Origin of the sequence: Parabacteroides distasonis ATCC 8503 (assembly GCF_000012845.1) — a bacterium.
Lineage (GTDB): Bacteria > Bacteroidota > Bacteroidia > Bacteroidales > Tannerellaceae > Parabacteroides > Parabacteroides distasonis.
In genome coordinates, this window is record NC_009615.1 from 675,029 (window position 1) to 699,334 (window position 24,306).

At 49.7% G+C, this 24,306-nt stretch carries 21 protein-coding genes; 10 read left to right on the forward strand and 11 right to left on the reverse strand.

Features of this window, described 5'->3' with window-relative positions; genetic code table 11:
- The first annotated feature begins 641 nt into the window (after nucleotides 1-641).
- The 7 genes from BDI_RS02870 (at nucleotide 642) to BDI_RS02900 (ending at nucleotide 10,448) form a co-directional block, all read left to right on the forward strand.
- A complete protein-coding gene (locus BDI_RS02870) occupies nucleotides 642-2,528 on the forward strand; it encodes an amidophosphoribosyltransferase (protein ID WP_011966076.1) in 1,887 nt (628 codons plus the stop codon).
- The gene (gene carA, locus BDI_RS02875) at nucleotides 2,525-3,706 is read left to right on the forward strand and encodes a glutamine-hydrolyzing carbamoyl-phosphate synthase small subunit (protein WP_011966077.1); all 1,182 of its coding nucleotides are present in this window, start codon (nucleotides 2,525-2,527) and stop codon (nucleotides 3,704-3,706) included. The genes BDI_RS02870 and carA overlap by 4 nt, the downstream gene beginning before the upstream one ends.
- 118 nt (nucleotides 3,707-3,824) lie before the next feature.
- Nucleotides 3,825-7,052: a carbamoyl-phosphate synthase (glutamine-hydrolyzing) large subunit gene (gene carB, locus BDI_RS02880; protein ID WP_005857859.1), complete on the forward strand. Its 3,228-nt coding sequence runs from the start codon at nucleotides 3,825-3,827 to the stop codon at nucleotides 7,050-7,052.
- A 72-nt stretch (nucleotides 7,053-7,124) separates the two neighbouring features.
- Nucleotides 7,125-7,706: a Crp/Fnr family transcriptional regulator gene (locus BDI_RS02885; protein WP_005857857.1), complete on the forward strand. Its 582-nt coding sequence runs from the start codon at nucleotides 7,125-7,127 to the stop codon at nucleotides 7,704-7,706.
- Between the two features lie 59 nt (nucleotides 7,707-7,765).
- Entirely contained in the window at nucleotides 7,766-8,506 is a 741-nt protein-coding gene (locus BDI_RS02890) for a (Fe-S)-binding protein (RefSeq protein WP_011966078.1), read from the forward strand.
- Nucleotides 8,503-9,870, forward strand: a complete 1,368-nt coding sequence (locus BDI_RS02895; RefSeq protein WP_011966079.1) for a lactate utilization protein B — start codon at nucleotides 8,503-8,505, stop codon at nucleotides 9,868-9,870. Before BDI_RS02890 ends, BDI_RS02895 begins: the two co-directional genes overlap by 4 nt.
- Nucleotides 9,870-10,448, forward strand: a complete 579-nt coding sequence (locus BDI_RS02900; RefSeq protein WP_011966080.1) for a LutC/YkgG family protein — start codon at nucleotides 9,870-9,872, stop codon at nucleotides 10,446-10,448. Before BDI_RS02895 ends, BDI_RS02900 begins: the two co-directional genes overlap by 1 nt.
- A 53-nt stretch (nucleotides 10,449-10,501) precedes the next feature.
- Here BDI_RS02900 and BDI_RS02905 read toward each other — a convergent pair whose 3' ends face one another.
- The 8 genes from BDI_RS02905 to trpB form a co-directional block, all read right to left on the reverse strand.
- On the reverse strand, nucleotides 10,502-11,644 hold the full coding sequence (locus BDI_RS02905) for an iron-containing alcohol dehydrogenase (RefSeq protein ID WP_009275004.1): 1,143 nt from the start codon (nucleotides 11,642-11,644) through the stop codon (nucleotides 10,502-10,504).
- Nucleotides 11,645-11,686: 42 nt separating this feature from the next.
- Complete coding sequence (gene trpA / locus BDI_RS02910; RefSeq protein ID WP_011966081.1) at nucleotides 11,687-12,460, reverse strand: tryptophan synthase subunit alpha; 774 nt, start codon at nucleotides 12,458-12,460, stop codon at nucleotides 11,687-11,689.
- A gap of 25 nt (nucleotides 12,461-12,485) precedes the next feature.
- A complete protein-coding gene (locus BDI_RS02915; RefSeq protein WP_011966082.1) occupies nucleotides 12,486-13,151 on the reverse strand; it encodes a phosphoribosylanthranilate isomerase in 666 nt (221 codons plus the stop codon).
- A complete protein-coding gene (gene trpC / locus BDI_RS02920; RefSeq protein ID WP_008779672.1) occupies nucleotides 13,148-13,942 on the reverse strand; it encodes an indole-3-glycerol phosphate synthase TrpC in 795 nt (264 codons plus the stop codon). Before trpC ends, BDI_RS02915 begins: the two co-directional genes overlap by 4 nt.
- A 13-nt stretch (nucleotides 13,943-13,955) precedes the next feature.
- Nucleotides 13,956-14,954 (reverse strand): anthranilate phosphoribosyltransferase, encoded by a 999-nt coding sequence (trpD, locus tag BDI_RS02925; RefSeq protein WP_011966083.1) that lies wholly within the window; start codon nucleotides 14,952-14,954, stop codon nucleotides 13,956-13,958.
- A gap of 169 nt (nucleotides 14,955-15,123) precedes the next feature.
- On the reverse strand, nucleotides 15,124-15,690 hold the full coding sequence (locus tag BDI_RS02930; RefSeq protein ID WP_008772464.1) for an anthranilate synthase component II: 567 nt from the start codon (nucleotides 15,688-15,690) through the stop codon (nucleotides 15,124-15,126).
- 56 nt (nucleotides 15,691-15,746) lie between these two features.
- The gene (locus tag BDI_RS02935; protein ID WP_005857838.1) at nucleotides 15,747-17,150 is read right to left on the reverse strand and encodes an anthranilate synthase component I family protein; all 1,404 of its coding nucleotides are present in this window, start codon (nucleotides 17,148-17,150) and stop codon (nucleotides 15,747-15,749) included.
- Nucleotides 17,147-18,331, reverse strand: coding sequence for a tryptophan synthase subunit beta (trpB, locus tag BDI_RS02940; protein WP_011966084.1), 1,185 nt, complete (start codon nucleotides 18,329-18,331; stop codon nucleotides 17,147-17,149). Before trpB ends, BDI_RS02935 begins: the two co-directional genes overlap by 4 nt.
- Nucleotides 18,332-18,782: 451 nt before the next feature.
- On the opposite strand from trpB, the gene BDI_RS02945 reads away from it, so the two are divergent.
- Together BDI_RS02945 and BDI_RS02950 are read left to right on the forward strand one after the other, a co-directional pair.
- A complete protein-coding gene (locus tag BDI_RS02945; RefSeq protein ID WP_005857834.1) occupies nucleotides 18,783-20,216 on the forward strand; it encodes an aspartate ammonia-lyase in 1,434 nt (477 codons plus the stop codon).
- A 118-nt stretch (nucleotides 20,217-20,334) separates the two neighbouring features.
- Nucleotides 20,335-21,270 carry a sugar phosphate isomerase/epimerase family protein gene (locus BDI_RS02950; RefSeq protein WP_005857832.1) on the forward strand — a complete coding sequence of 312 codons (936 nt, stop codon included), beginning with the start codon at nucleotides 20,335-20,337 and terminating at the stop codon, nucleotides 21,268-21,270.
- A gap of 50 nt (nucleotides 21,271-21,320) precedes the next feature.
- Here the strand turns inward: BDI_RS02950 and BDI_RS02955 are convergent, their stop codons facing one another.
- From BDI_RS02955 to BDI_RS02965, 3 genes are all read right to left on the reverse strand, one after another.
- Nucleotides 21,321-21,893 carry an RNA polymerase sigma-70 factor gene (locus BDI_RS02955; protein WP_005857830.1) on the reverse strand — a complete coding sequence of 191 codons (573 nt, stop codon included), beginning with the start codon at nucleotides 21,891-21,893 and terminating at the stop codon, nucleotides 21,321-21,323.
- Between the two features lie 66 nt (nucleotides 21,894-21,959).
- Nucleotides 21,960-22,706, reverse strand: a complete 747-nt coding sequence (gene gpmA, locus BDI_RS02960) for a 2,3-diphosphoglycerate-dependent phosphoglycerate mutase (protein WP_005857811.1) — start codon at nucleotides 22,704-22,706, stop codon at nucleotides 21,960-21,962.
- 14 nt (nucleotides 22,707-22,720) lie between these two features.
- Entirely contained in the window at nucleotides 22,721-23,089 is a 369-nt protein-coding gene (locus tag BDI_RS02965) for a DUF488 domain-containing protein (RefSeq protein WP_005857809.1), read from the reverse strand.
- A 160-nt stretch (nucleotides 23,090-23,249) separates the two neighbouring features.
- Here BDI_RS02965 and BDI_RS02970 point away from each other — a divergent pair, with 160 nt between their 5' ends.
- The gene (locus BDI_RS02970) at nucleotides 23,250-24,269 is read left to right on the forward strand and encodes a FecR family protein (protein ID WP_005857807.1); all 1,020 of its coding nucleotides are present in this window, start codon (nucleotides 23,250-23,252) and stop codon (nucleotides 24,267-24,269) included.
- Nucleotides 24,270-24,306 lie beyond the last annotated feature (37 nt).

Consider the following 24,306-nt stretch of genomic DNA (forward strand, 5'->3'; position numbering starts at 1 on the left):
GATCCGTGAGCGACTTCATCAAGTGCCTAATGATGGGAATATCTTCATCGTAATGTTGCATAATCGTAGAATTCTCCGTATGTTTACCTATGACGATCGTTCATGTTAGAATCCCATGGTAAAGCCTCCCCTAAAAGGAGGCTTTTTTGTTTCCGGAAACATGACATTATGCTTCTTACCACCTTTGTATTACAAAAGACTACAACATCATACCCATGAGCCAGAATGGAATGGCGTTTATTTTGTAACCAGCCCTAGAAAAGCAGTGGGCAGTGTAGGCTTCAACTTCCTTCCCTTGGTCTGCATTCAAAACTTTATAAGCACATGGGGCTGCGAACAACATTTTTGCGCCAGTGCTACGGGCTTTCTGTGCCAGAAAGAATATTGGTACTTTTCTTTCTGTTGCGGAAATATTACGGTTCTCGGATGGATATCTTTGAAAGGCCTCTTTTAAGAGGGAAATGAGTGGCTTATAGATTGAAAACAAACCCTCCCTTTTGCTTATAAAATCTAAGCTTTGTGAACCAAACGTCCGATAAAAACATTTTTTCCGTGAAAGTGTCAATTATTTTATGTTTGTTTAAACAATATGTTAGGGATTGTCTGTATATTTGCGGCAAAATCAAAAAGTTGATTCGACAATGGAAGTATTGAAGCACGAGTGTGGTGTCGCCATGGTCCGGTTACTGAAGCCTTTGGAGTATTATCACCAGAAATACGGTAGTTGGATGTATGGACTGAACAAGCTCTATTTGCTGATGGAAAAGCAGCATAACAGGGGGCAGGAAGGAGCGGGCTTAGCCTGCGTGAAGTTAGAGGCAAATGCCGGAGAGGAATATATGTTCCGTGAACGGGCTGTCGGGACCGGAGCTATTACCGAGATATTTGCCGCAGTTCACGAACACTACAAGGATTTAACCCCCGAGCAACTCAACGATCCGTTATTCGCCAAAGCCAACCTACCTTTCGCCGGAGAGCTTTATATGGGCCACCTCCGTTACAGTACCACCGGAAAATCCGGAATCTCTTATATCCATCCTTTTTTACGACGCAATAACTGGCGTGCCAAGAACCTTGCCGTTTGCGGAAATTTCAACCTGACAAATGTTCATGAGATATTCGAGGAGATCACGGCGATCGGCCAGCATCCCCGGAAATATTCCGATACCTATATTATGCTGGAGCAGCTGGGACACCGGCTGGACCGGGAAGTGGAGCGCCTGTACCAAAAGTGTGAGGCGGAAGGATTGAGAGGGATGGATATCACGCATGCCATCGAGGATCAAATTGATTTGTCGAACGTGCTGAAACGCTGTACCCCGGGCTGGGACGGTGGTTTCGTGATTTGCGGTATCACCGGTAGTGGCGAGTCGTTCAGCGTGCGGGACCCGTGGGGAATCCGTCCGGCCTTCTATTATGCGGATGATGAGATCATCGTGCTGGCTTCCGAGCGTCCGGTTATACAAACCGTGATGAACGTGCAGGTAGAGGATATCCGGGAGTTGAATCGGGGAGAGGCGATACTCGTCAACAAGAAAGGCGAGTGGCATATCTCCCAGATCGTGGAGCCGAAAGAGAATAAGGCTTGTTCCTTCGAGCGTATCTACTTCTCACGGGGTAGCGACGTGGATATCTACAGGGAAAGGAAGCGTTTGGGAGATAATCTCGTGCATCCGATCTTGAAAGCGGTGGATTACGATTTGAATCATACCGTCTTCTCTTTTATCCCGAATACGGCCGAGGTCGCTTATTTCGGGATGCAGGAGGGGTTGAACAACTATTTGAATAAGCTGAAAAAAGAATGGATCGCCGATCGTAGTCACCTGCTTAGGGAAGAGGAACTGGAGCAAATCCTTTCCATGCGAGTCCGCTCGGAGAAAGTAGCTATAAAAGATATAAAATTACGTACATTTATCGCTGAGGGCAATAGCCGCAATGATCTGGCGGCGCACGTATATGATATTACTTACGGAAGTATTGAACCTTTTATCGATAATCTGGTTGTGATAGATGATAGCATCGTGCGGGGTACTACCTTACGCCAGAGTATTATCGGTATCTTGGATCGCCTGCATCCGAAGAAAATCGTGATCGTAAGTTCTTCTCCGCAGGTACGTTACCCGGATTATTACGGTATCGATATGTCCCGGATGAACGAGTTTATCGCTTTTAAGGCTGCGGTGGCCCTGTTACGTGACCGGGGGATGGAATACGTGATCTTGGACGCTTATCAGAAGGCGAAGCGACAACAAACAGCGGCGGATGGTCCGTTGGTGAATTACGTAAAGGAGATATACGCCCCGTTTACGGACGAGGAGATATCCGTTAAGATGGTGGAGTTGCTTACACCGGCCGGGACGCAGGCGAAAGTAGAGATCGTCTACCAGACTTTGGAGGGCTTGCATGCCTCTTGTCCGGAGCATCCGGGTGACTGGTATTTCTCCGGCGATTACCCGACACCGGGCGGGACTCGGTTAGTGAACGAGGCTTTTATTCACTATATGGAAGAAGAATATTTAGTGAAATGACACAACATACAGATTCTATGCAGACAAACAGAACAGCAACTTTGATGTTAGACGACGGTACCGTCTTCCGTGGCTACTCTTTCGGCTATGAGAGACCGGTGGCTGGCGAGGTCGTGTTCAATACCGCTATGACCGGATATCCGGAGAGCTTGACGGACCCTTCGTACGCAGGCCAGTTGATGGTGTTGACTTATCCGCTCGTTGGTAACTACGGTGTCCCGCCTCGTACGTTCGAGCCGAACGGGATCGCTACGTTTATGGAGAGCGAGAAGATCCACGCCGAGGCGATTATCGTTAGCGATTACAGCCATGAGTATAGCCACTGGAACGCCGAGTGCAGTTTGGGCGACTGGTTGAAGGAGGAGAAGATCCCGGGCATATACGGTATCGATACGCGTGCGTTGACTAAGAAATTGCGTGAGCATGGCGTGATGATGGGACGTATCGTTATCGGCGATGCCGATAACGAAATTGGAAATGGGGAATTGAAGATCGAGGATTATGAGCATGTGAACTATGTGGATCGGGTATCGTGCAAGGAGATTATTTGTTACCTGCCCGATGGTACGAGCCAGACCTGTTCTTTATCGGAAGCCTCCGATTCTCGATTCTCGATTCTCAATTCTCAATTCCTAAAGCGCGTCGTGCTTTTGGACTGCGGCGTGAAACATAACATCATCCGTTGCCTGTTGAGGCGTAACGTGGCGGTGATCCGTGTGCCTTGGGACTACGACTTCAATCAGCTGGAATACGATGGCTTGTTTATCAGCAACGGTCCGGGCGATCCGGATACTTGCGATGCCGCCGTGCGGAATATCCGTAAGGCGCTTTCCGGGGATAAGCCGATTTGCGGTATTTGCATGGGTAACCAGTTGTTGGCGAAAGCCGGCGGTGCTTCTATCTATAAATTGAAGTACGGTCATCGTAGCCATAACCAGCCGGTACGTATGGTAGGCACGGAGAAATGCTTCATCACCTCGCAGAACCATGGTTACGCCGTGGATAACGATACGCTGGGTGAGGAGTGGGAACCGCTGTTCATCAATATGAATGACGGGACGAACGAGGGTATCAAGCATAAGACGAAGCCTTTCTTCTCCTCTCAGTTCCATCCCGAGGCTTGCAGCGGGCCGCTGGATACGGAGTTCATGTTTGATAAATTCACGGAATTGTTGTAGCCGGGGATTTACGCCCACCCTAAACGAGGGATTAGGGCAACCCTAAATGAGTGTTTAGGTCTACCTTAAACGGGTGTTTAGGCTTACCCTAAAAGAGAACATTAAAAAAAGTAAAGCAATGAAAGAAGATATAAAGAAAGTCCTGATACTCGGTTCCGGAGCCTTGAAGATTGGTGAGGCGGGCGAGTTCGATTATTCAGGCAGCCAAGCCCTGAAGGCGATTAAGGAAGAGGGGATTCAAACGGTATTGATCAATCCGAATATCGCTACGGTACAGACCTCGGAAGGAGTCGCGGACACGGTTTATTTCCTGCCCGTTACTCCTTTTTTTGTGGAAAAGGTGATCGAGAAGGAACGTCCGGAAGGTATCTTGCTCGCTTTCGGCGGGCAGACGGCGTTGAATTGTGGCGTGGCTCTTTACCAAAGCGGCGTGCTGGAGAAGTATGGCGTGAAGGTATTGGGTACCCCGGTGCAGGCTATCATGGATACCGAGGATCGGGAGTTGTTCGTACGCAAGCTGGATGAGATCGACGTGAAGACGATCAAGAGCGAGGCCGTGGAGAACGCCGCTGACGCTCGTCGTGCGGCCGCTGAGCTGGGGTATCCGGTCATCGTCCGTGCCGCTTATGCGCTGGGGGGCTTGGGTTCCGGTTTCTGCGACAATGAGGAAGAATTGGACGTGTTGGTAGAGAAGGCTTTCTCTTTCTCTCCGCAAGTATTGGTGGAGAAAAGCTTGAAGGGCTGGAAAGAGGTAGAGTACGAGGTGGTGCGCGACCGCTTCGATAACTGCATCACGGTATGTAACATGGAGAATTTCGACCCGCTGGGAATCCATACGGGAGAGTCTATCGTGATTGCCCCCTCGCAGACCTTGAGTAATACGGATTATCATAAATTACGTGAGTTGGCGATCCGTATCATCCGCCATATCGGTATCGTGGGCGAGTGTAACGTGCAATACGCTTACGATCCGGAGAGTGAGGATTACCGGGTGATCGAGGTGAACGCCCGCTTGAGCCGTTCTTCGGCCTTGGCTTCTAAGGCGACCGGTTATCCGTTGGCTTTCGTGGCCGCTAAATTAGGCTTGGGCTACGGTTTGTTCGACTTGAAAAACTCCGTGACGAAAACGACTAGCGCTTTCTTTGAGCCGGCTCTCGATTACGTGGTATGTAAGATCCCTCGCTGGGACTTGGGTAAGTTCCATGGCGTGGCTCGTGAGTTGGGTTCCAGCATGAAGTCGGTTGGCGAGGTGATGGCGATCGGACGTACCTTCGAGGAGGCTATCCAGAAGGGCTTGCGTATGATCGGGCAGGGTATGCACGGTTTCGTGGAGAATAAGGAGTTGGTGATCGAGGATATCGATAAGGCTTTGCATGAGCCTACCGACCGCCGTATCTTCGTTATCTCGAAGGCATTCCGTGCTGGTTATACGGTAGACCAGATTCATGAGCTTACCAAGATAGACCGATGGTTCCTACAGAAACTATATGGAATCATGCAGACCTCCAAGGAGCTTCACGCTTTCGATATGAAGGGGATCCAACGTTGGCGCATCAATCCGGAGTTGATCCGCCGGGCGAAGATACAAGGGTTCTCTGATTTCCAGATCGCACGGGCGATCGGTCTCGACGGGGATGTGGAGAAGGGTATGATGTTGGTTCGCCAGTTCCGTAAGGAGCATGGCATTCTTCCGGTGGTGAAACAGATCGATACCTTGGCCGCCGAGTATCCGGCGCGGACGAATTACCTGTACCTGACGTATAGCGGTACGGAAAACGACGTGACGTACTTGGGCGATCATCGCTCGATTGTCGTGCTGGGTTCCGGCGCTTATCGCATCGGTAGCTCGGTGGAGTTCGACTGGTGTGGCGTGCAGGCCTTGAATACGATCCGTAAGGAGGGCTATCGTTCCGTGATGATCAACTACAATCCCGAGACGGTGTCTACCGACTATGATATGTGCGATCGTCTTTATTTCGATGAGCTTACCTTCGAGCGTGTGATGGATATCCTCGAGCTGGAGAACCCGCACGGCGTGATCGTCTCCACCGGCGGCCAGATCCCGAATAACTTGGCGATGCGTTTGGACGAGCAGCATGTGAATATCTTGGGGACATCCGCCAAGAGCATCGATAATGCCGAGGACCGTGAGAAGTTCTCCGCCATGTTGGATCGTATCGGCGTGGATCAACCCCGCTGGAAAGAGCTTTCTTCCATGGAGGATATCAATGGCTTCGTGGCGGAGGTAGGCTTCCCCGTGTTGGTTCGCCCGAGTTACGTGCTGAGTGGTGCCGCCATGAATGTCTGCTCGAATCAAGAGGAGTTGGAGCGTTTCTTGAAATTGGCCGCCAACGTCAGCCAAAAGCATCCGGTGGTGGTAAGTCAGTTCATCGAGCATGCGAAAGAGGTGGAGATGGATGCCGTGGCCGATCATGGCGAGATCGTGATGTATGCCATTAGCGAGCATATCGAGTTTGCCGGGGTTCATTCCGGCGACGCTACGATTCAGTTCCCGGCCCAGAAATTATATGTAGAGACGGTTCGTCGTATCAAGCGTATCAGTAAGCAGATCGCTAAGGAGCTGAATATCTCCGGCCCGTTCAATATCCAATATCTGGCGAAGGGCAATGAGATCAAGGTGATCGAGTGTAACCTTCGTGCCAGCCGTTCTTTCCCGTTCGTGAGCAAGGTGCTGAAGATAAACTTCATCGAGTTGGCTACCCGTGTCATGCTGGGCTTGCCGGTAGAGAAACCGAATAAGAATGAGTTCGATTTGGATTACGTGGGTATCAAGGCCTCTCAATTCTCGTTCAATCGCTTGCAGAAAGCCGATCCGGTATTAGGGGTCGATATGGCTTCCACGGGCGAGGTGGGTTGTCTGGGCGACGATGTATCCGAGGCGGTGTTGACGAGTATGCTCGCTGTCGGGCAACGGGTTCCGGAGAAGAATATCCTCCTGTCCACCGGTACGCCGAAGCAGAAGGTAGCCATGCTGGATGCCGCTAAGATGTTGGCGACGAAAGGCTACAACCTATTCGCTACGGGAGGTACGCACCGTTTCTTGGCGGAGAATGGCATTCCGAGTACGAAGGTGTACTGGCCGAGCGAGAAGGGAGAACCGCAGGCGCTTAAGATGCTTCATGAGAAGCAGATCGATATGGTCGTGAATATCCCTCGTGACCTTTCCGCCGGCGAGCTTGACAACGGCTATAAGATCCGCCGTGCCGCCATCGACCTGAATATCCCGTTGATTACGAATGCCCGTCTGGCGAGCGCTTTCATTCAAGCCTTCTGTACCTTGAGCGTAGATGATATCTGCATCAAGAGTTGGCAGGAATATAAATAAATGGGGGCTTGATGTAAATCAAGTGGTATTTATTTCGTAAGTTTGCGGAAACAAACAAAAACAACCATGAATATGGATACAGCGATATTTATAGCTCGCAGGATTGCGGCGCAATCGATTCTACTCAGTGAGGAAGCCGCCCAGAAACTGGCCTCTATCTTAATCCGGACAGAATTGAAAAAAGGCGCCCTGTTTTTGAGCGAAGGAGAGGTTTGTACGCAACTCGGTTATGTCTATAAGGGAATGGTTCGCCAGTTTTACTTCAAGAATAAGAAAGAGCTGACCGAGCATTTCGCCAGCGAGGACAACATCTTCATTTGCATCGAGAGCTTCTTGCGCCAGCGTCCCGCTAATCTGTTGGTGGAGGCCTTGGAGAATACGGTGCTGTATGGCATTCCTCATGATCCTTTATTGGCATTGTGCGCCGAGGATTACGAGATCGAGGTCATGTATCGCCGCCTGTTGGAGAATTCGCTGATCCTGTCTCAACGGAAGGCGGATTTCCTTCGTTTCGAGACCGCTAATGAACGTTATGCCCGCTTATTGAAAGAACACCCTGAGATCGTGCAGCGTGCCCCCTTGTCCCATATCGCCTCTTATTTGCTGATGACTCCCGAGACATTAAGCAGGGTAAGGGCCAATATGCAGCTATGAGGGGCTTGTAGGTGTTAATTATATACGGTGTCGTATATGATATATAAGATAAAATTAGTATGAAGGTAGGATTATTTATCCCATGTTACATTAACGCGGTGTACCCCGAAGTGGGTATCGCCTCGTATAAATTGTTGAGGCATGTGGGTGTGGATGTCGATTATCCGATGGACCAGACCTGTTGCGGACAACCCATGGCGAACGCCGGCTTCGAGGATGAGGCGGCTCGCTTGGCCCTCCGGATGGAGGAACAGTTTAAGAACTATGACTACGTGGTAGGCCCCTCGGCCAGTTGCGTAGCCTTCGTAAAAGAGAACCATCCCCATATATTGGGAAAGCGGGATCACGTTTGTATGAACAGTAAGAAGATTTATGATATCTGCGAGTTCTTGCACGACGTGGTGAGACCGGGATCCCTGCCGGCCGTTTTCCCGCATAAGGTGAGTATCCATAATAGTTGCCACGGGGTGCGTGAGTTGCATCTCTCGTCGCCCAGCGAGCGTAATATCCCGTACTGTTCCAAGTTACGTGATCTCCTTTCCTTGGTGAAAGGTATCGAGGTGTTCGAGCCGAAGCGGGTGGACGAATGTTGCGGTTTCGGCGGTATGTTCGCCATCGAGGAGCCTGAGGTCTCTACTTGCATGGGACAAGACAAGGTAAAGGATCATATGAGTACCGGCGCCGAGTATATCACCGGGGCGGATAGCTCTTGCCTGATGCATATGGAAGGGGTTATCAAGCGAGAGAAACTTCCGATCAAGACTATTCACATCGTTCAAATATTAGCGTCCGGATTATGAGTACGAAACATGCTATAGCAGCGGCCCATTTCCTAGAGAATAAGGAGAATGAGGCTTGGCACGACCATACGCTTTGGATGGTACGTACCAAACGGGATAAGATGAGCCATTCGCTTCCCGAGTGGGAGCGGTTGAGAGAGTTGGCCTCGGAGATCAAGCTTTACTCCAACAGCCATCTGGACACGCTTCTGGAGGAGTTCGAGAAAAATGCGATCGCCAACGGGGCTATCGTGCATTGGGCGAAAGATGCCGAGGAGCATAACGAGATCGTCTTGCGGATCTTGCGCCAGCATGATGCCCGGAACCTGATCAAGAGCAAATCGATGCTGACGGAGGAATGCCATATGAACGAGTTCTTGATGTCGAAAGGAATCGATGTGGTGGAGAGCGATTTGGGTGAGCGTATCTTGCAATTGATGCATTTGGCCCCGAGCCATATCGTGATGCCGGCGATCCATATCAAACGGGAGCAGATCAGCGAGATGATGGAGCGTGAGATGGGAACGGAGAAAGGGAATATCGACCCTACCTACCTGACGCATGCCGCCCGTAAGAATCTGCGTGAGAAATTCCTGCATGCCGACGTGGCGATGACGGGCGCTAACTTCGCCGTCGCCTCTACGGGCGAGATCGTGGTTTGTACCAATGAGGGAAACGCCGATATGGGAACCTCCTTCCCGAAGGTGCATATCGCTACGATGGGGATGGAGAAGATCGTACCGAATCTGGAGGCATTGGGCGTATTCACTCGTTTGCTGGCTCGTTCGGGTACGGGGCAACCCATCACGTCTTATACTTCTCATTACCGCCGTCCGCCCGAGGGACAAGAGTTCCATATCATTATCGTGGATAACGGGCGCAGTGATATCTTGGCGAAACCGGATCATATCCGTACGTTGAATTGTATCCGTTGTGGCGAGTGCATGAATACCTGTCCGGTATATCGCAGGAGTGGTGGCTATTCGTATACGTATTTCATTCCGGGACCGATCGGGATCAACTTGGGTATGCTGAGGAATCCGGAGGAATATTCGGATAACGTATCGGCTTGCTCCTTATGTCTTTCTTGCTCGAACGTTTGTCCGGTAAAGATCGACTTGGGCGAGCAGATTTACCGTTGGCGGCAAGATTTGGATAAGATCGGTAAGGCGAGCAAGGAGAAGAAAGTGATGTCTTTCGGCATGAAGTTCCTGATGGAACGTTCGGGATTGTTCAATACGGCGTTGAAGTTTGCTCCGGTAGTGAATCATTTGCCTCGTTTCATGGTCTACAATGGCTTGAACGCTTGGGGCAAGGGACGTGAGCTTCCGGCTTTCGCCAAGGAGTCGTTTAATGATATGTGGAAGAATAATAAGGTGAGATAATGAGTAGTAAAGATTCTATATTGGCGAGTATCCGTCATCATACGGGTACACGCCACGAGATGCCTGAGCTTACGTTGGAGGCGATTACCTATGCGGATAAGTTGGCTACGTTCTCGGAAGTGCTAGCCGGGGCGGGTGGCAAGGCCATCGAGTTAAAGCCCGGCGAGGATGTGAATGAGGTGATCCGCCGTGAGTTTCCGGAGGCGAAACGTATCGCCTCGAATTTGAAGGAGATTACTTGCGCTACCTTTAACCCGGATGAGCTGACCGATCCCCGGGAGTTGAACGGGACGGACGTATCTGTGGTGGAGGGTAGTTTCGGCGTGGCGGAGAATGCCGCTGTCTGGTTACCCCGTCAGGTACGTTATAAAGGTCTGTACTTTATCTCGAACGCTTTGGTGATCTTGTTGGACAAGACTCAATTGGTTCATACGATGAATGAGGCTTACCGCCGTACTGCCACTATGGATTATGATTACGGAGTCTTCATGTCCGGTCCCTCAAAGACTGCTGATATTGAACAAGCCTTGGTATTCGGGGCGCATGGCCCGATCCGGGTAGTAGTCCTGTTAAGATAAAACCTATACCCATTTGTAGAGACGGGGCACGCCCCGTCTCTACAAGTTGTACGTTATTTACAGCTCTCCAATATTTCCCGTGCCACGCTACCCGTTACATTCTTCGCCTCCCCGAAGGCGGCGTTTCGTTCATTGAAGCGATTCTCGATCTCGGTGATTGTCGTATCGCCGATCTTCTCTTGGCTGAGGCGGGTAGATAAACCGAGGCTTTGGAAAAATTGCTCAGTCTTCTCGATGGCTTGGCTTACCCGTTCCTCTGTTGTTCCACTATTGATACCCCATACCCGTTCGCCGTATTGCAGTATCTTGCCCTCTTTCTGCTTGCGTAGGGTGCGTAAGGTTCCGGGGAAGACGATCGCTAGAGTCGCTCCATGCGTCAATCCGTGAAGGGCGGTTAGCTCGTGTCCGATCATATGGGTAGCCCAGTCCTGCGTTACGCCCATAGCGATAAAGCCGTTCAAGCCCATCGTGGCGGATAGCATGAAATCTGCCATCAGGTCGTAATTCCTCGGATCTTCCTTGATCTTCGGGGCGATCTCAACCAAGGTACTTAAAATACTTTCCGCCCAATGATCCATCAAGCGGGATTGGTCGGTCGTAGTCATATATTGCTCCATCACGTGGACGAAGGTATCGGCGATACCGCAAGCCACTTGATACGGGGGCAGGCTGAAGGTCGTCTCCGGGTCCAAGATCGAGAACACGGGGAAATTACTGTAGAACGGGAATTTCTCTTGCGTCTCTTTCCGGGAGATCACGGCCCCGCTATTCATCTCGGAACCCGTGGCGGGCAGGGTCAGTACGGTACCCATGGGCACGGTATGATAGTAATACCCTTTCTGTACCAATTCCCAAGGATCACCGTCGTACTGGATGCCGGCGGAGATTAGCTTCGTCCCGTCTATGACGGAGCCACCGCCTACCGCCAATAGGAAATCCACCTGCTTGCCTTTCGCTATCTGGATAGCTTCTCGCAAGGTCTCGATGGTGGGATTAGGCTCGATGCCCCAGAACTCGATATAGTCACGATCCTTTAGCGCCTTGATCACTTGGTCGTACACACCGTTTTGCTTTACGCTACCTCCTCCGAAGGTGATCATGATGCGATGCACCATCGGGATGGCCGTACTCAGTTTCTCAATCATGCCCTTACCGAATAATAAACGGGTTGGGTTGTGAAAAGTGAAGTTATTCATAGGACTATTTACTGTTTTTATATGTAAACATGAATAGGGTTCCTATTGTTTTAGGGCTTCCAGTAACTTATCGACCGCTTCGGCGGGAGTAGCTTCGCTCTTTAGTAACTGTACGAACTTACTGCCGATGATGGCACCGGAAGAATGGGCTATCGCCGCCTCGAAAGTGGCTTTATTGCTGATACCGAAACCTACCAAGCGGGGATTCTGTAGGTTCATGGCGTTGATACGACGGAAATAGGCCTGCTTCTGCTCGTTGAAGTCTTGTTGGGCTCCGGTCGTGGCGGCGCTGGATACCATATAGATAAATCCGCTGGTATGGGCATCGATCAGCCGGATTCGTTCCTCGGAGGTCTCTGGGGTGATCAGCATGATCATTTTCAGGTCATGGCGATCGGCGATCTCCTTGTAGTCGGCGATATAATCGGCGTAAGGCAGGTCGGGGATGATCATTCCGTCTACGCCGGCCTCTACGCAACTGGCACAGAATTTCTCGAAACCGTATTGCATGATAGGATTCAGGTAGCCCATCAGGATGATCGGGATCTGTACTTCGCTCCGGATCTCTCTCAATTGCCCGAATAGGAGGTGGAGTGACATCCCGTTACGCAACGCTTGCGTAGCGGCCTCTTGGATGACAGGGCCGTCTGCCATCGGGTCGGAGAAGGGGATTCCTACTTCTACCATGTGGATACCTTTAGCCTGTAAGGCTTTTAAGATGCTTGCCGTATCGTTTAAGTTCGGATAACCGGCGGTGAAATAGACGGAGAGTATTCCGTCTTTCTGGGTCTGGAATAAGTTTGTGATGCGATTCATTTTGAATTCTATTTTAAAAATACTATCAGACGGTGGGAGACGGGGCACGCCCCGTCTCTACAGCTGGATGTAAAATTTGTTGGATGAAATTCTTTAGTTTGTCGATGTCTTTCAATCCCGGCTCGATCTCGAAGCCACTGTTGAGGTCGATACCTGCGAAACGGGGATGCCGGAAGTTCCGGATCGCCTCTGCGTTTTCCGGACGGATGCCTCCGCTGAGCAAGAAGGGAGTCTCTCCTTTATATCCGGTTAGGATAGACCAATCGAAACGTTTGCCTGAGCCTCCATAGCCCTCGCATCTCGTATCGAAAAGGAAATAATCCACTCGGCCCTCATATTCCCTTGTTTTTTCGAAGTCCTCTTTCGTAGCGATGGGGAAAGCCTTGATCAATGAATAGCCCCTTTTTTGCAAGGTGTGGCAATCTTCCGGCGATTCGTTACCATGAAGTTGGAGATAGTCTAGCTTGTAGGTGGAGGCTTTCTCCATCATGGACTCGATGGTAGCGTTGACGAAAACGCCCACTTTCTTAGGGGACAATTGTTCACTGTCCGTTGCCTGCTGCTCCGTCGGGCATCGCTCGACAAAGCGCTTGGAACGTTCGTAGAAGATAAAGCCGATCCAGTTGATGGCTAGGGCGGCTACTTCCCGGATATTCTGAGGCTCCCGCATTCCGCAAACTTTGATGATCATGCCAGTCCTCCTATAAAATCGGCTAGGGTATCGCCCGGCCTCTCGGTTTTCATGAAGGTCTCTCCGATCAGGAATCCACGGAAACCGGCCTCACGCAATTGGCGTACGGTATCGGTCTCGGATATTCCGCTCTCGGACACTAAAAGAGGGGAGAAGCCTCGCATCTTATCGACCAACTTGAATGAGTTGTTTACGTCCGTATGGAAGGTGCCGAGATTACGGTTGTTCACGCCGAGCATATCGATATCTGCGTTCAGGTATTTGAGCTCGTCCTCGCTATGGACTTCCAGCAAGACTTCCAATTGCAGGCTATGGGCGGTCTCGGCGAGTATCCGGCATTCTTCTTCCGTAAGGGCGGCGGCGATCAACAAGACAGCGTCGGCGCCCATCACCCGAGCTTGGAAGAGTTGGTAGGTATCGATGATGAAGTCCTTGCGAAGTAACGGGAGATCCACCAGCTTGCGGGCCTTTTGCAAGTCGCCCAAGGAACCTCCGAAGAAATCCCCATCCGTAAGGATCGAGCAGGCGGAGGCTCCTCCGGCCTCGTAAGCGGGCACCACGTCGGCGATATTCGCACCCGGATGCAGCCAGCCCTTGGAGGGGCTTTTACGCTTGAACTCGGAGATAATACCGGAGGGGGATGATTCCAGCGCCGCACGCATGGAACGTGTGTCACGCTCCATACGGTCGCTACCTAGAGCCAATAAGGTCTGTAAGCTTACGGCCTGTTTTTGCCGGGCTACCTCGATGCGCTTATTGGCGATAATATCTTGTAAGATGTCCTTTTTCATAGGATATGTTTCTTTATCTTTGGTTCAAAGATATAAATTTACGGAATGTGGCCAATGCTTTTCCGCTTTCCAATGATTCACGTGCCTCGGCGATACATGTCTCGATCTTCTTCTCTGGACAGATCACTTGGATGGCGAAAGCGGAGTTGGCGATCACGCAGCTCTTTTGGGCCTCGGTAGCCCTGTTCCCTAATACGGCGTCGAAGATACGGGCCGCTTCCTCCGGGGTCTCTCCGCCATCGAGGTCCGCTTCCGTGCAACGTTTGAATCCGAGCATCTCCGGGGTATAAAGCTTCTCTTTCTCCGGCATGGCTACCTTGAAATCGGCCGTGAGGGAGATCTCGTCGTAACCGTCCAAGCTATGTACCACGGCGAAACGGGTACCACTCTCTTGATACGTATAATTATATAGGCGGAGTAGCGGGAGGTTATATACGCCTAACAATTGGTAAGTAGGTATGATCGGGTTGACCAGCGGGCCGAGCATATTGAAGAAGCTGCGCACGCCGAGGCTCTTCCGTACCGGAGCTACCGCTTTCAGCGCCGGGTTGAACAAGGGGGCGTGGAGGTAGGCGATATGGCAGGTATCCATGGAGGTACGTAGCTTATCGATATCGTTCGTGAATTTTACGCCGTGTTGCTCCATCACGTTGCTGGCACCGCTCACCGAGGTAGCCCCGTAGTTACCGTGCTTTACGACATTGTAACCGGCACCGGCCACTACGAAACAGGAACAGGTACTGATGTTGAACGTGTTTTTTCCGTCGCCTCCGGTACCTACGATATCGATCGGTTTGTATTCGCTTAAATCTACCGGTACACGCATCTCCAGCAAAGCTTCCCGGAATCCGGTCAATTCCTCTACGGAGATACTGCGCATCAGAAATACGGTGATCAGACTGGCGATCTGGGAATCGTTGTAGCGTCCCTCCGCTATATTCTGGAGGATATTCCGGGCTTCTTCCCGGCCTAGATATTGGTGCTCGAATAATCTGTATAATATTTGCTTCATGTCTGTAATGTGTTGAATGATAAAATATTGCAGTTTTGCGATATTTCTTTATCGAAAAACTTTTGTTTCTCTAGGGAAAAACTCTTGTTTCTTGCTTGAGAAACATTAGTTTCACTATAGGAAAACTGATGTTTCGTTAGGAAGAAACTATAAGTGCCTTAGGAGGTAATTAGCGTTTCAGCCAGTTCTCTATAATTGTCTTCCCTTTGGGTGTCAACACGGATTCCGGATGGAATTGGATACCTCGTACATCATACTCACGATGGCGCAAGCCCATGATCTGTCCTTCTTCCGTATCGACCGCCGTGATTTCCAGACAATCCGGGAAGTTTTCCTTGGAGACCGCCCAAGAATGATAACGCCCAACACGTATACCCGGTTCCAGTCCCTCGAAGATAGGATCTTTAGCGACAATCCGTATATCGGAGCAAACGCCGTGATGCACGTCGGTAAGGTTTATCAATGTGGCGCCGAATGCCTCGCCGATGGCCTGCTCGCCTAGGCAGACACCTAGGATGCTCTTTGTCGGGGCGTACCGGCGGATCAAGGGGAGGAGGATGCCGGCTTCCTCGGGGATGCCCGGTCCCGGGGATAGTAAGATCTTATCGAAACGCTCTATCTCTTCCAAGGAGATCTTGTCGTTGCGGTGTACCTCTACATCCGCACCCAGTTCCTTCAATATATGTAGCAAATTGTAGGTGAAGGAATCGTAATTATCAAATAATAATATCTTCATTTTATATATATTGTTGTTGTAGAGACGGGGCGTGCCCCGTCTCTACAACCGGATAATCAATTGATTAATTTCTCCGCTAGATCTATCGCCTTCTTCAAGGCTCCCAGCTTATTGTTTACCTCTTGCAATTCACGCTCATCGTTGCTCTTAGCCACGATCCCGGCTCCCGCCTGATAGTAAAGTACGTTGCCACGGCTGACGAAGGTACGGATCGTGATCGCTTGGTTCAAATCACCATCCAGACCGATAAAGCCGATACAGCCGCCGTAAGCACCCCGGTTATGATGCTCGATGTCGGTGATCAGTTGCATGGCCCGTACTTTGGGGGCTCCGCTCAACGTGCCGGCGGGGAAGGTATCGACGTAGGTCTTTACCGGGTCGCTATCGGCGTTGATCTCGCCGCTCACACGGGATACGAGGTGGATGACGTGGCTGTAGTATTGTACCTCCTTATAGAAATCCACTTGCACGTCGTGGGCGTTCCGGCTTAGGTCGTTGCGGGCGAGGTCTACCAGCATCACGTGCTCGGCGTTCTCCTTGGGGTCGGCTAGCAGGGCCTCGGTACGTTGTTTGTCTACCTCGATATTACCGGTACGGAAAGCGGTCCCGGCGATCGGGTCGATGCTGGCGTGTCTGCCCGTTACCTTGCAATGCGTCTCGGGGGAAGAGCCGAAGATACGGAAACCTCCGAAATCGAAGTAGAACAAATAAGGAGAGGGATTGATGCTGCGAAGAGCCCGGTACACCTTGAAGTCGTCTCCCTTGAACGGTTGCTCGAAGCGACGGCTCAATACGATCTGGAAGACATCTCCCCTGAGGCAGTGCTTGATGCCTTGGCGGACCATCGCCTTGTATTCCTCGCCGGTGATCGGGGAGGTCTCGGGACCCGCTGTCTGGAAGTTATAGGAGGCGAAGTTACGGTTCTCGATCAATGTCTCGATTTCTTCCAGCCGGCTAGCCTCGTCCTCTTGGAGCATCTCCACTAGGGTCAACTCGTTCTTGAAATGATTGAAGACAAGGATATACTTATATAATATGTATAGCATATCGGGGGCGTCGTTCTCCTCGTGATGAACTTCCATGACCGGGATGTTCTCGAAATAACGGACGGCATCGAAAGCCGTGTAGCCGAATAATCCGCAGACCTTCTTGTCCGCTCCCTCCACCTTGAAGCGGCCGAGAAAAGCGTTCATCGCCTCGGGTACGTTATAGTCTTCGGTGAGCGGGGTAACCTCACGGGTCTCGTCCGGGAAGGTAGCCGTGCATTCCCCGTTGTTGATACCGATGCTCGCCAAGGGGCGGAGCGCTATAAAGGAAAGGCTATTCTCGTTTCCGTGGAAGTCCGAGCTTTCCAACAGGGCCGATTCCGGGTAGATATCCCGCACTTTCAGATAGATGCTTACGGGAGTGTGAAGGTCGCCCATCACCTTCTTGCTTATCGTTTTGAAAGAATAATTCATGATAATTTATAATTAATGTAAGTGTCCATATCTTTATCGCCACGGCCCGAGACAGTCAGTACCACCACCTCTTCCGGCTTGAAGTTTACCTTGGCCAAGGCTCCCAAGGCATGGGCGCTTTCCAAGGCCGGGATGATTCCTTCCAGACGGGTCAACTCGAAAGCGGCCTCCAACGCCTCGTCATCATCAACCGCTAGGATTTGCGCACGGTGCTTTACGGAGAGGTTCGCGTGGATCGGGCCGATGCCCGGGTAATCCAAGCCGGCGGAAACAGAATAAGGTTCCTCGATCTGTCCGTCCTCGTTCTGCATGACCAAGGTACGTGCCCCGTGGATGATGCCCTCTTTACCCAATTGGATCGTGGCGGCGCTCATGCCGGAGTGGATGCCCTTGCCGCCGGCCTCGGCCAATACGATCTTCACCCGCTCGTCGTCCACGAAATGATAGATCGTACCGGCGGCGTTACTTCCCCCGCCTACGCAGGCGATCAGGTAATCCGGGTGATCCCTTCCTTCCTTCTCCAGCAGTTGCTTCTTGATCTCCTCGCTGATAACGGATTGCAGCCGGGCTACCATATCCGGATAAGGATGGGGGCCTACCGTAGAACCGATAATATAATACGTATCCGAAGGATGACAGCACCAGTCACGGATCGCCTCGTTCGTGGCGTCTTTCAAGGTCATGTTTCCCGAGGTCACGGGCACGACGGTAGCTCCCAGCATTTCCATCTTCTGTACGTTGGCATGTTGGCGTTCCACGTCTGTCTTCCCCATATAAACGATACATTCCATATTCATCAAGGCACATACCGTAGCCGTAGCCACTCCATGCTGTCCGGCACCCGTCTCGGCGATGATACGGCTCTTCCCCATGCGGCGGGCTAGGAGGATCTGGCCGATCGTATTGTTGATCTTATGTGCTCCGGTATGGTTCAAGTCTTCCCGTTTCAAATAGATCTTACATCCGTATTTCTCGCTCAACCGTTTGGCCAAGTAAAGAGGGGAGGGGCGGCCTACATAATCACGCAATAACTGATCGAACTTTTCCTTGAAGCTATCGCTCTCCAACACTTGCAGATAGGTATTCTGTAAATTTTCCACGCATTGATGAAGGATCTCGGGAACATAGGCCCCGCCGAACTCACCATAGTAACCATTCTTGTCAACTTGATACGTTTTCATCTTTTATCTATTTTAGTTATTTTCCTTTTGAATTTGCCATAAAAAGAAAAGAGGCCTGCCGCAAGTGCGACAGACCTCTTTATATCTTTATGTAGTGTTTATATATACATACGAGTCTTCGTTCCTTACGACCTTTTGAGTTGTACGAAGCGCCACCACCAATATGTATTTACTACGAATGTTCTCATGACTCTGTTTTGTTATTACGGCAGCAAATATATGGAATCTTTGACAAACAGCAAATAAAATCGTGTTTTTTTTATGAATGAGATAAAAAAGATCAGAAGGTCTATTAAAACTGCTCTATTGACAAATTGTAATTTATTGAGCCTTGTATAGACGTGTATTGGCGTTTTTGGCATTTGTTTTTATTATTTCGAAGAATAATTTGCTTTCAAAATAATAGTTTCTACCTTTGCGGAAACAATAAAAAACGATTAATATTTCTAATATGGATACTAAATTAACTGGAAAAACTCGCATAGAGAGCGATTTGATCGGCGCTCGTGAAATCCCCGCCGAAGCATTATACGGAGTTCAAACCTTGAGAGGAATCGAGAATTTCTCAATCAGTAAATTCCGTTTGAGTGAATATCCTTTATTCATTAAAGGATTAGCTATAACAAAAATGGCGGCTGCCATGGCTAACTTTGAACTAGGCTTGCTTACCGTAGAGCAAAAGGACGCTATCATCGCCGCTTGCGGGGAGATTATCGATGGCAAGCATCACGACCAGTTCCCGGTGGATATGATCCAAGGCGGAGCGGGTACCACTACGAATATGAACGCGAATGAGGTGATCGCCAACCGTGCCTTGGAGCTGATGGGGCATGAGCGAGGTGAATACCAATACTGCTCACCGAACGACCATGTGAACTGCTCGCAATCCACGAACGACGCATATCCGACCGCTATCCATATCGGTATGTATTTTAAGCATCTTCAATTGCTTCCCCATTTGGAGGAATTGATCGCCTCTTTCCGTAAGAAAGGGGAGGAGTTCTCGCGGATTATCAAGATGGGACGTACGCAGTTGGAGGATGCCGTACCTATGACGTTGGGGCAGACCTTTAATGGCTTCGCCAGCATCTTGCAGGATGAGATCGCTCACTTGAATGAGGCCGCCGCCGATTTCTTGGTGGTTAATATGGGAGCTACCGCTATCGGTACGGGTATTTGTGCCGAGCCGGGATACGCGGAGAAATGTATCGCGGCTTTACGTGAGATAACCGGATGGGATATCCGTCTCTCCTCCGATTTGGTAGGAGCTACCTCGGATACTTCTTGCTTGGTAGGCTATGCTTCCGCCATGAAGCGGGTTTGCGTGAAGATGAATAAGATATGTAATGACCTTCGCTTGTTGGCAAGCGGTCCTCGTTGCGGTTTGGGTGAGTTTAACTTGCCTGCTATGCAGCCGGGTTCTTCTATCATGCCGGGTAAGGTGAACCCTGTGATCCCGGAGGTGATGAACCAAATCGCTTATAAGGTAATGGGTAATGAATTATGTGTGACCATGGCCGGGGAAGCCGCCCAGATGGAGCTGAACGCCATGGAGCCGGTGATGGCACAATGCTGCTTCGAGTCCGTGGATTTGCTGATCAATGGTTTCGATACCTTGCGTACCCGTTGCGTGGACGGTATTATCGCTAACGAGGATCGTTGCCGTGAGGAGGTACATCATAGCATCGGCGTGGTGACGGCCTTGAATCCGGTAATCGGCTATAAGAACTCGACCAAGATCGCGAAGGAGGCGTTGGAGACCGGCGTTAGCGTTTATCAATTGGTACTGGATCATGGTATCTTGACCAAGGAGGAATTGGATACGATCTTAAGCCCGGAGAATATGATCAAGCCGGTGAAGTTGGATATCAAGCCTCGCCGTTAATCGAGTCCTATTATATAATGTATACCATTTGTGGACCGTATAGGTGGATTTTTCCATCCTATGCGGTCTTTTTTTAGATTATAATCTCTATCTTTGGACTGACTTAATTCTAATAATCATGATAAATAGACGAGATTTTTTAAAGAATGCGTCCCTTTTCACCTTGGGTGGCCTGATGGCCGGAAAGGTCGGGAGCGCAGATGCGGCTAAACCTGTCACTTCTGAAACGATGGCCGCTAAGACAGTTGGTTTACAAATCTATTCTTTAGGCAAGGAACTTTATGCGGATGTACCCGGTGGATTGAAAAAGATCAAGCAAATGGGGTACACGAATCTGGAATTGGCCGGTTACAAGGAAGGCAAGATCGGCGGTGTAGACATGATGGAATTCAAGAAGATGGTGGATGATGCCGGATTGAAGATCACCAGTTCCCACGTGAATCCTCCGGTACGTGAGTACACGAAGGCCAATCGCTCCCAGATCTCCGAGTATTGGAAGAAGACGGCTGATGACCATGCCAAACTAGGCGTGAAGTACTTGATCCAGCCCGGGCAACCGAGTACCCGTAGCACCGAGGAAACCGCTTTCGTCTGCGAGATTTTTAACGAGGCGGGTAAGATCGTGAAAGCGGCCGGTATTCCTTTCGGCTATCACAACCATGAGATGGAGTTCGCCAAGGTAAATCCGGGTAGTACGGAGGCCAAGCTGGGAAGGCGTGTGAAAGGAGATTGCATCTATGAGTTGTTCTTGAAGAATACTGATCCTTCGCTTGTATTTTTCGAGATGGATGTTTATTGGGCCGTGATGGGACAACAAGATCCGATAGAGTGGTTGAAGAAATATCCGAACCGTATTAAGGTATTGCACATCAAGGACCGTGCTATTCTAGGCGAGTCCGGGATGATGAATTTCGAGAATATATTCCGGCAAGCTTACGCGAATGGAATCAAGGATTATTTCGTGGAGTTGGAGGGTATGCCTGACGGACGTTCCCAGTTTGAGGGCGTGAAAGGCTGCGTGGATTATTTATTGAAAGCACCGTTCGTGAAATAAGTCTTTTGACTCATTAAAAAAACGCTCATGGCGGTAGGATGCTTCCTCCGTTATGAGCGTGTTTGTTCGTAAAGCAGCCATACCAATAAAGGGATATAGTCCTTTAATTTCGTCCGTAATATCTTGAGCGCTTGAGAGATGCGGTATGCGATTGTTTTTGGGGATACGCCTGTCCGCTCGGCGATCTCGTTGTAGGTCATTTCCTCGAAACGGTTCATCTCGAATGCCTTACGGTATTCATCCGGGAGCTCCCGGATGGCCTTGGAGGCCAAGGCCATCAGTTCTCCTATATAAAAATCAGGATTCTCGAATTGCTCTTGGAACTTGGCGTACAGTCTCTCGTGCACTTGTTGCTTAACCTGTATGTGGCTGATCGTATTGAGGCATTTATTGCGGACAATCGTGAAGAGGAGTGATTTCAGAGACATGTCCGCTACTAGGGATTTTCGGTTTTCCCACAGCCACATCATCACGTCTTGTACGATCTCCTCCGATTCTGGTACTGTTACATATTGGGAGGCGAAGGCGCACAATCCCCGGTAATATTGTTTGTACACGGTGTCGAACGCTTGTTCGTCTCCTGCGATAAGTTCTAGTGAAATTCGTTCTGCGTTCTCGTCCACAATAGTGTTTAAGTTTGTTTGGTTGCAAACTTAATGAATAATTCCGGATAAGAGGCATGAATCCCGCTACTTTTTCTTTCCTTGGTTGGCTACGGCTTCCATGAGTTTCTTGATTTCCTCCGGGTCGCCAAGGAAATAATCATTCACGAGTTTTAAGTCATCATCGAACTCGAACACGTATGGAACGGCTGTTGGGAGATTCAGATGAACGATCTCTTCATCGGAGATGTTTTTTAAATATTTGATGATTCCCCGCAAGCTGTTTCCGTGAGCGGCGACAAGGATCTGGTCGGCGGTCCGGAGCGTCGGGAAGATAACCTCTTTCCAATAAGGGAGAATCCGCTCAACCGTATCTTTCAAGGATTCCGTACGGGGCAACTCTTTATCCGGCACGTCTTTGTAGCGGATATCGAAGCGAGGGTTACGAGGGTCGTCTTCCGATAGGGGAAGCGGGGCTATATCGTAACTGCGACGCCAGATCAAGACCTGCTCGTCTCCATACTTTTGGGCGGTCTCGCTCTTGTTCAACCCTTGTAGCGATCCGTAATGTTTCTCGTTCAGCCTCCAGCTCTTCTCCACCGGGATCCAGTCTTGGTCCATGCGATCCAATACACAATTCAAGGTTTTGACGGCCCGTTTTAAATAAGAGGTATAGGCTTTATTGAACACATATCCTTTTTCTTTCAATAGGTTGCCGGCCCTATAAGCTTCGGCCACGCCTTTTTCTGTCAAATCCACATCGGTCCAACCGGTGAACCGGTTCTCTTTATTCCATATACTTTCGCCGTGGCGAAGCAATACGATACTTTTCATAGGTCTTTTTATTTTTATGATTTGTTTTTTTCGAAATCCTCGATGACTTCTTTTAATATAGGTAGATGACTATGTTGTACATCCTTCGCTGCCGTGAGGAAAGTGACAACCGGATGCTTCTCGATCTCTCGTAAGAAAGGAATGAAATCCGGGTTCTGCTTGATCTCCATCCCGTAGCGACCTTGGAATACTTCCCAATGCCTGTCTTTATCCTCGTGGAACCATTGGCGTAACTCCTTGGATGGAGTGATGTCTTTTCTCCATTCGTCAAACTTCGCATCCTCTTTCTTCAGTCCTCTGGGCCATAGCCTGTCGAGAAGAATGCGATAACCATCCGCCTCACTTGGCTCCTCATAAATCCGTTTTAAAAGAATCTTTACCATTAGAAGTCTCATTTTGTGGTAAAACAGTAGAAAGAGGGATATTGTTGAGCCTTTCTTTAGGAACGGTATTTTTGCCATTATTCAATTTTCTTGAAAAAAATCGTTTTTTTGTTTAGTACATCTTTTGTCTCAACTGTATTAATTATAGAAACAAGAAAAAATGGAAATAAACGAAGACATATTGATCCGATACATCAATGGGATGTTGACCGAGGAGGAAGCTGCGGAGGTGAAAAACTGGCGGGCCGCCTCTCTAGAAAACGAGAAACTGTTGGAGCAGGTCTATTTTACAGCTCAAGTGGCAAGTCGCCTAAAAGTCATGCGGACCGTGAACCCGGACGAGGCGTTGTCTCGTTTTAAATCAAGAATCCATAAGAAAGAGAAAAGATTAGCTTTAAGACAAGTGTTAGGTGTTATTCAACGGGCTGCGGCCGTGTTATTCATTCCAGTCTTTCTTTTATCCGCTTATTTGTTCATACAGCAGGGTCAAGGGAACGTGCGTACGCTAGCCGTACGCACGAATCCTGGGGTGGTTTCGGCATTCGATTTACCTGACGGTTCTAAGGTTTGGCTGAATGCCAATAGCGAATTGAGATATCTTTCGGACTTCAATGCGGATACCCGTACGGTGGAATTAACCGGACAAGGATATTTCGAGGTGACGAAGAATGCTCATAAGCCTTTTATTGTGAAAGCGGATAAAGATTACTCGGTAGAGGTGTTGGGTACTTCTTTCAATGTATCCGCTTACAAAGACGAGAGTATGATAGAGACCACCTTGGTAGAGGGATCGGTAAAGCTGAACGTCGTGTCCGGAGGAAAGCGAATGACACAGATGTTGAAGCCAAACGAGAAAGCCGAGTATCAAAAGGGCGCTGGCAAGATCAAGGTGTTCGACGTGAATACCGAATATGACACGGCTTGGAAGAACGGGGAGATTATCTTCAGGAACCATCCGATGGATAAAGTATTGAAAACGCTGGAACGTCATTATCACGTAGTATTCGAGGTAAAAGATAACGAGATACTGAAGTCCATAATAACAGCCCGTTTCAAGGACGAGCAATTGCCTCAAGTATTGGAATACCTGAAATTGGCGTCGGGAATCCAGTATGCGATACATAAACCTACCGTTAAGGACAGTGGATCGGGAACCTCAGTCGTGGAAATATCAAAATGAGAAATAATGTGTAACCTTCTAAAATACGTCTGCCATG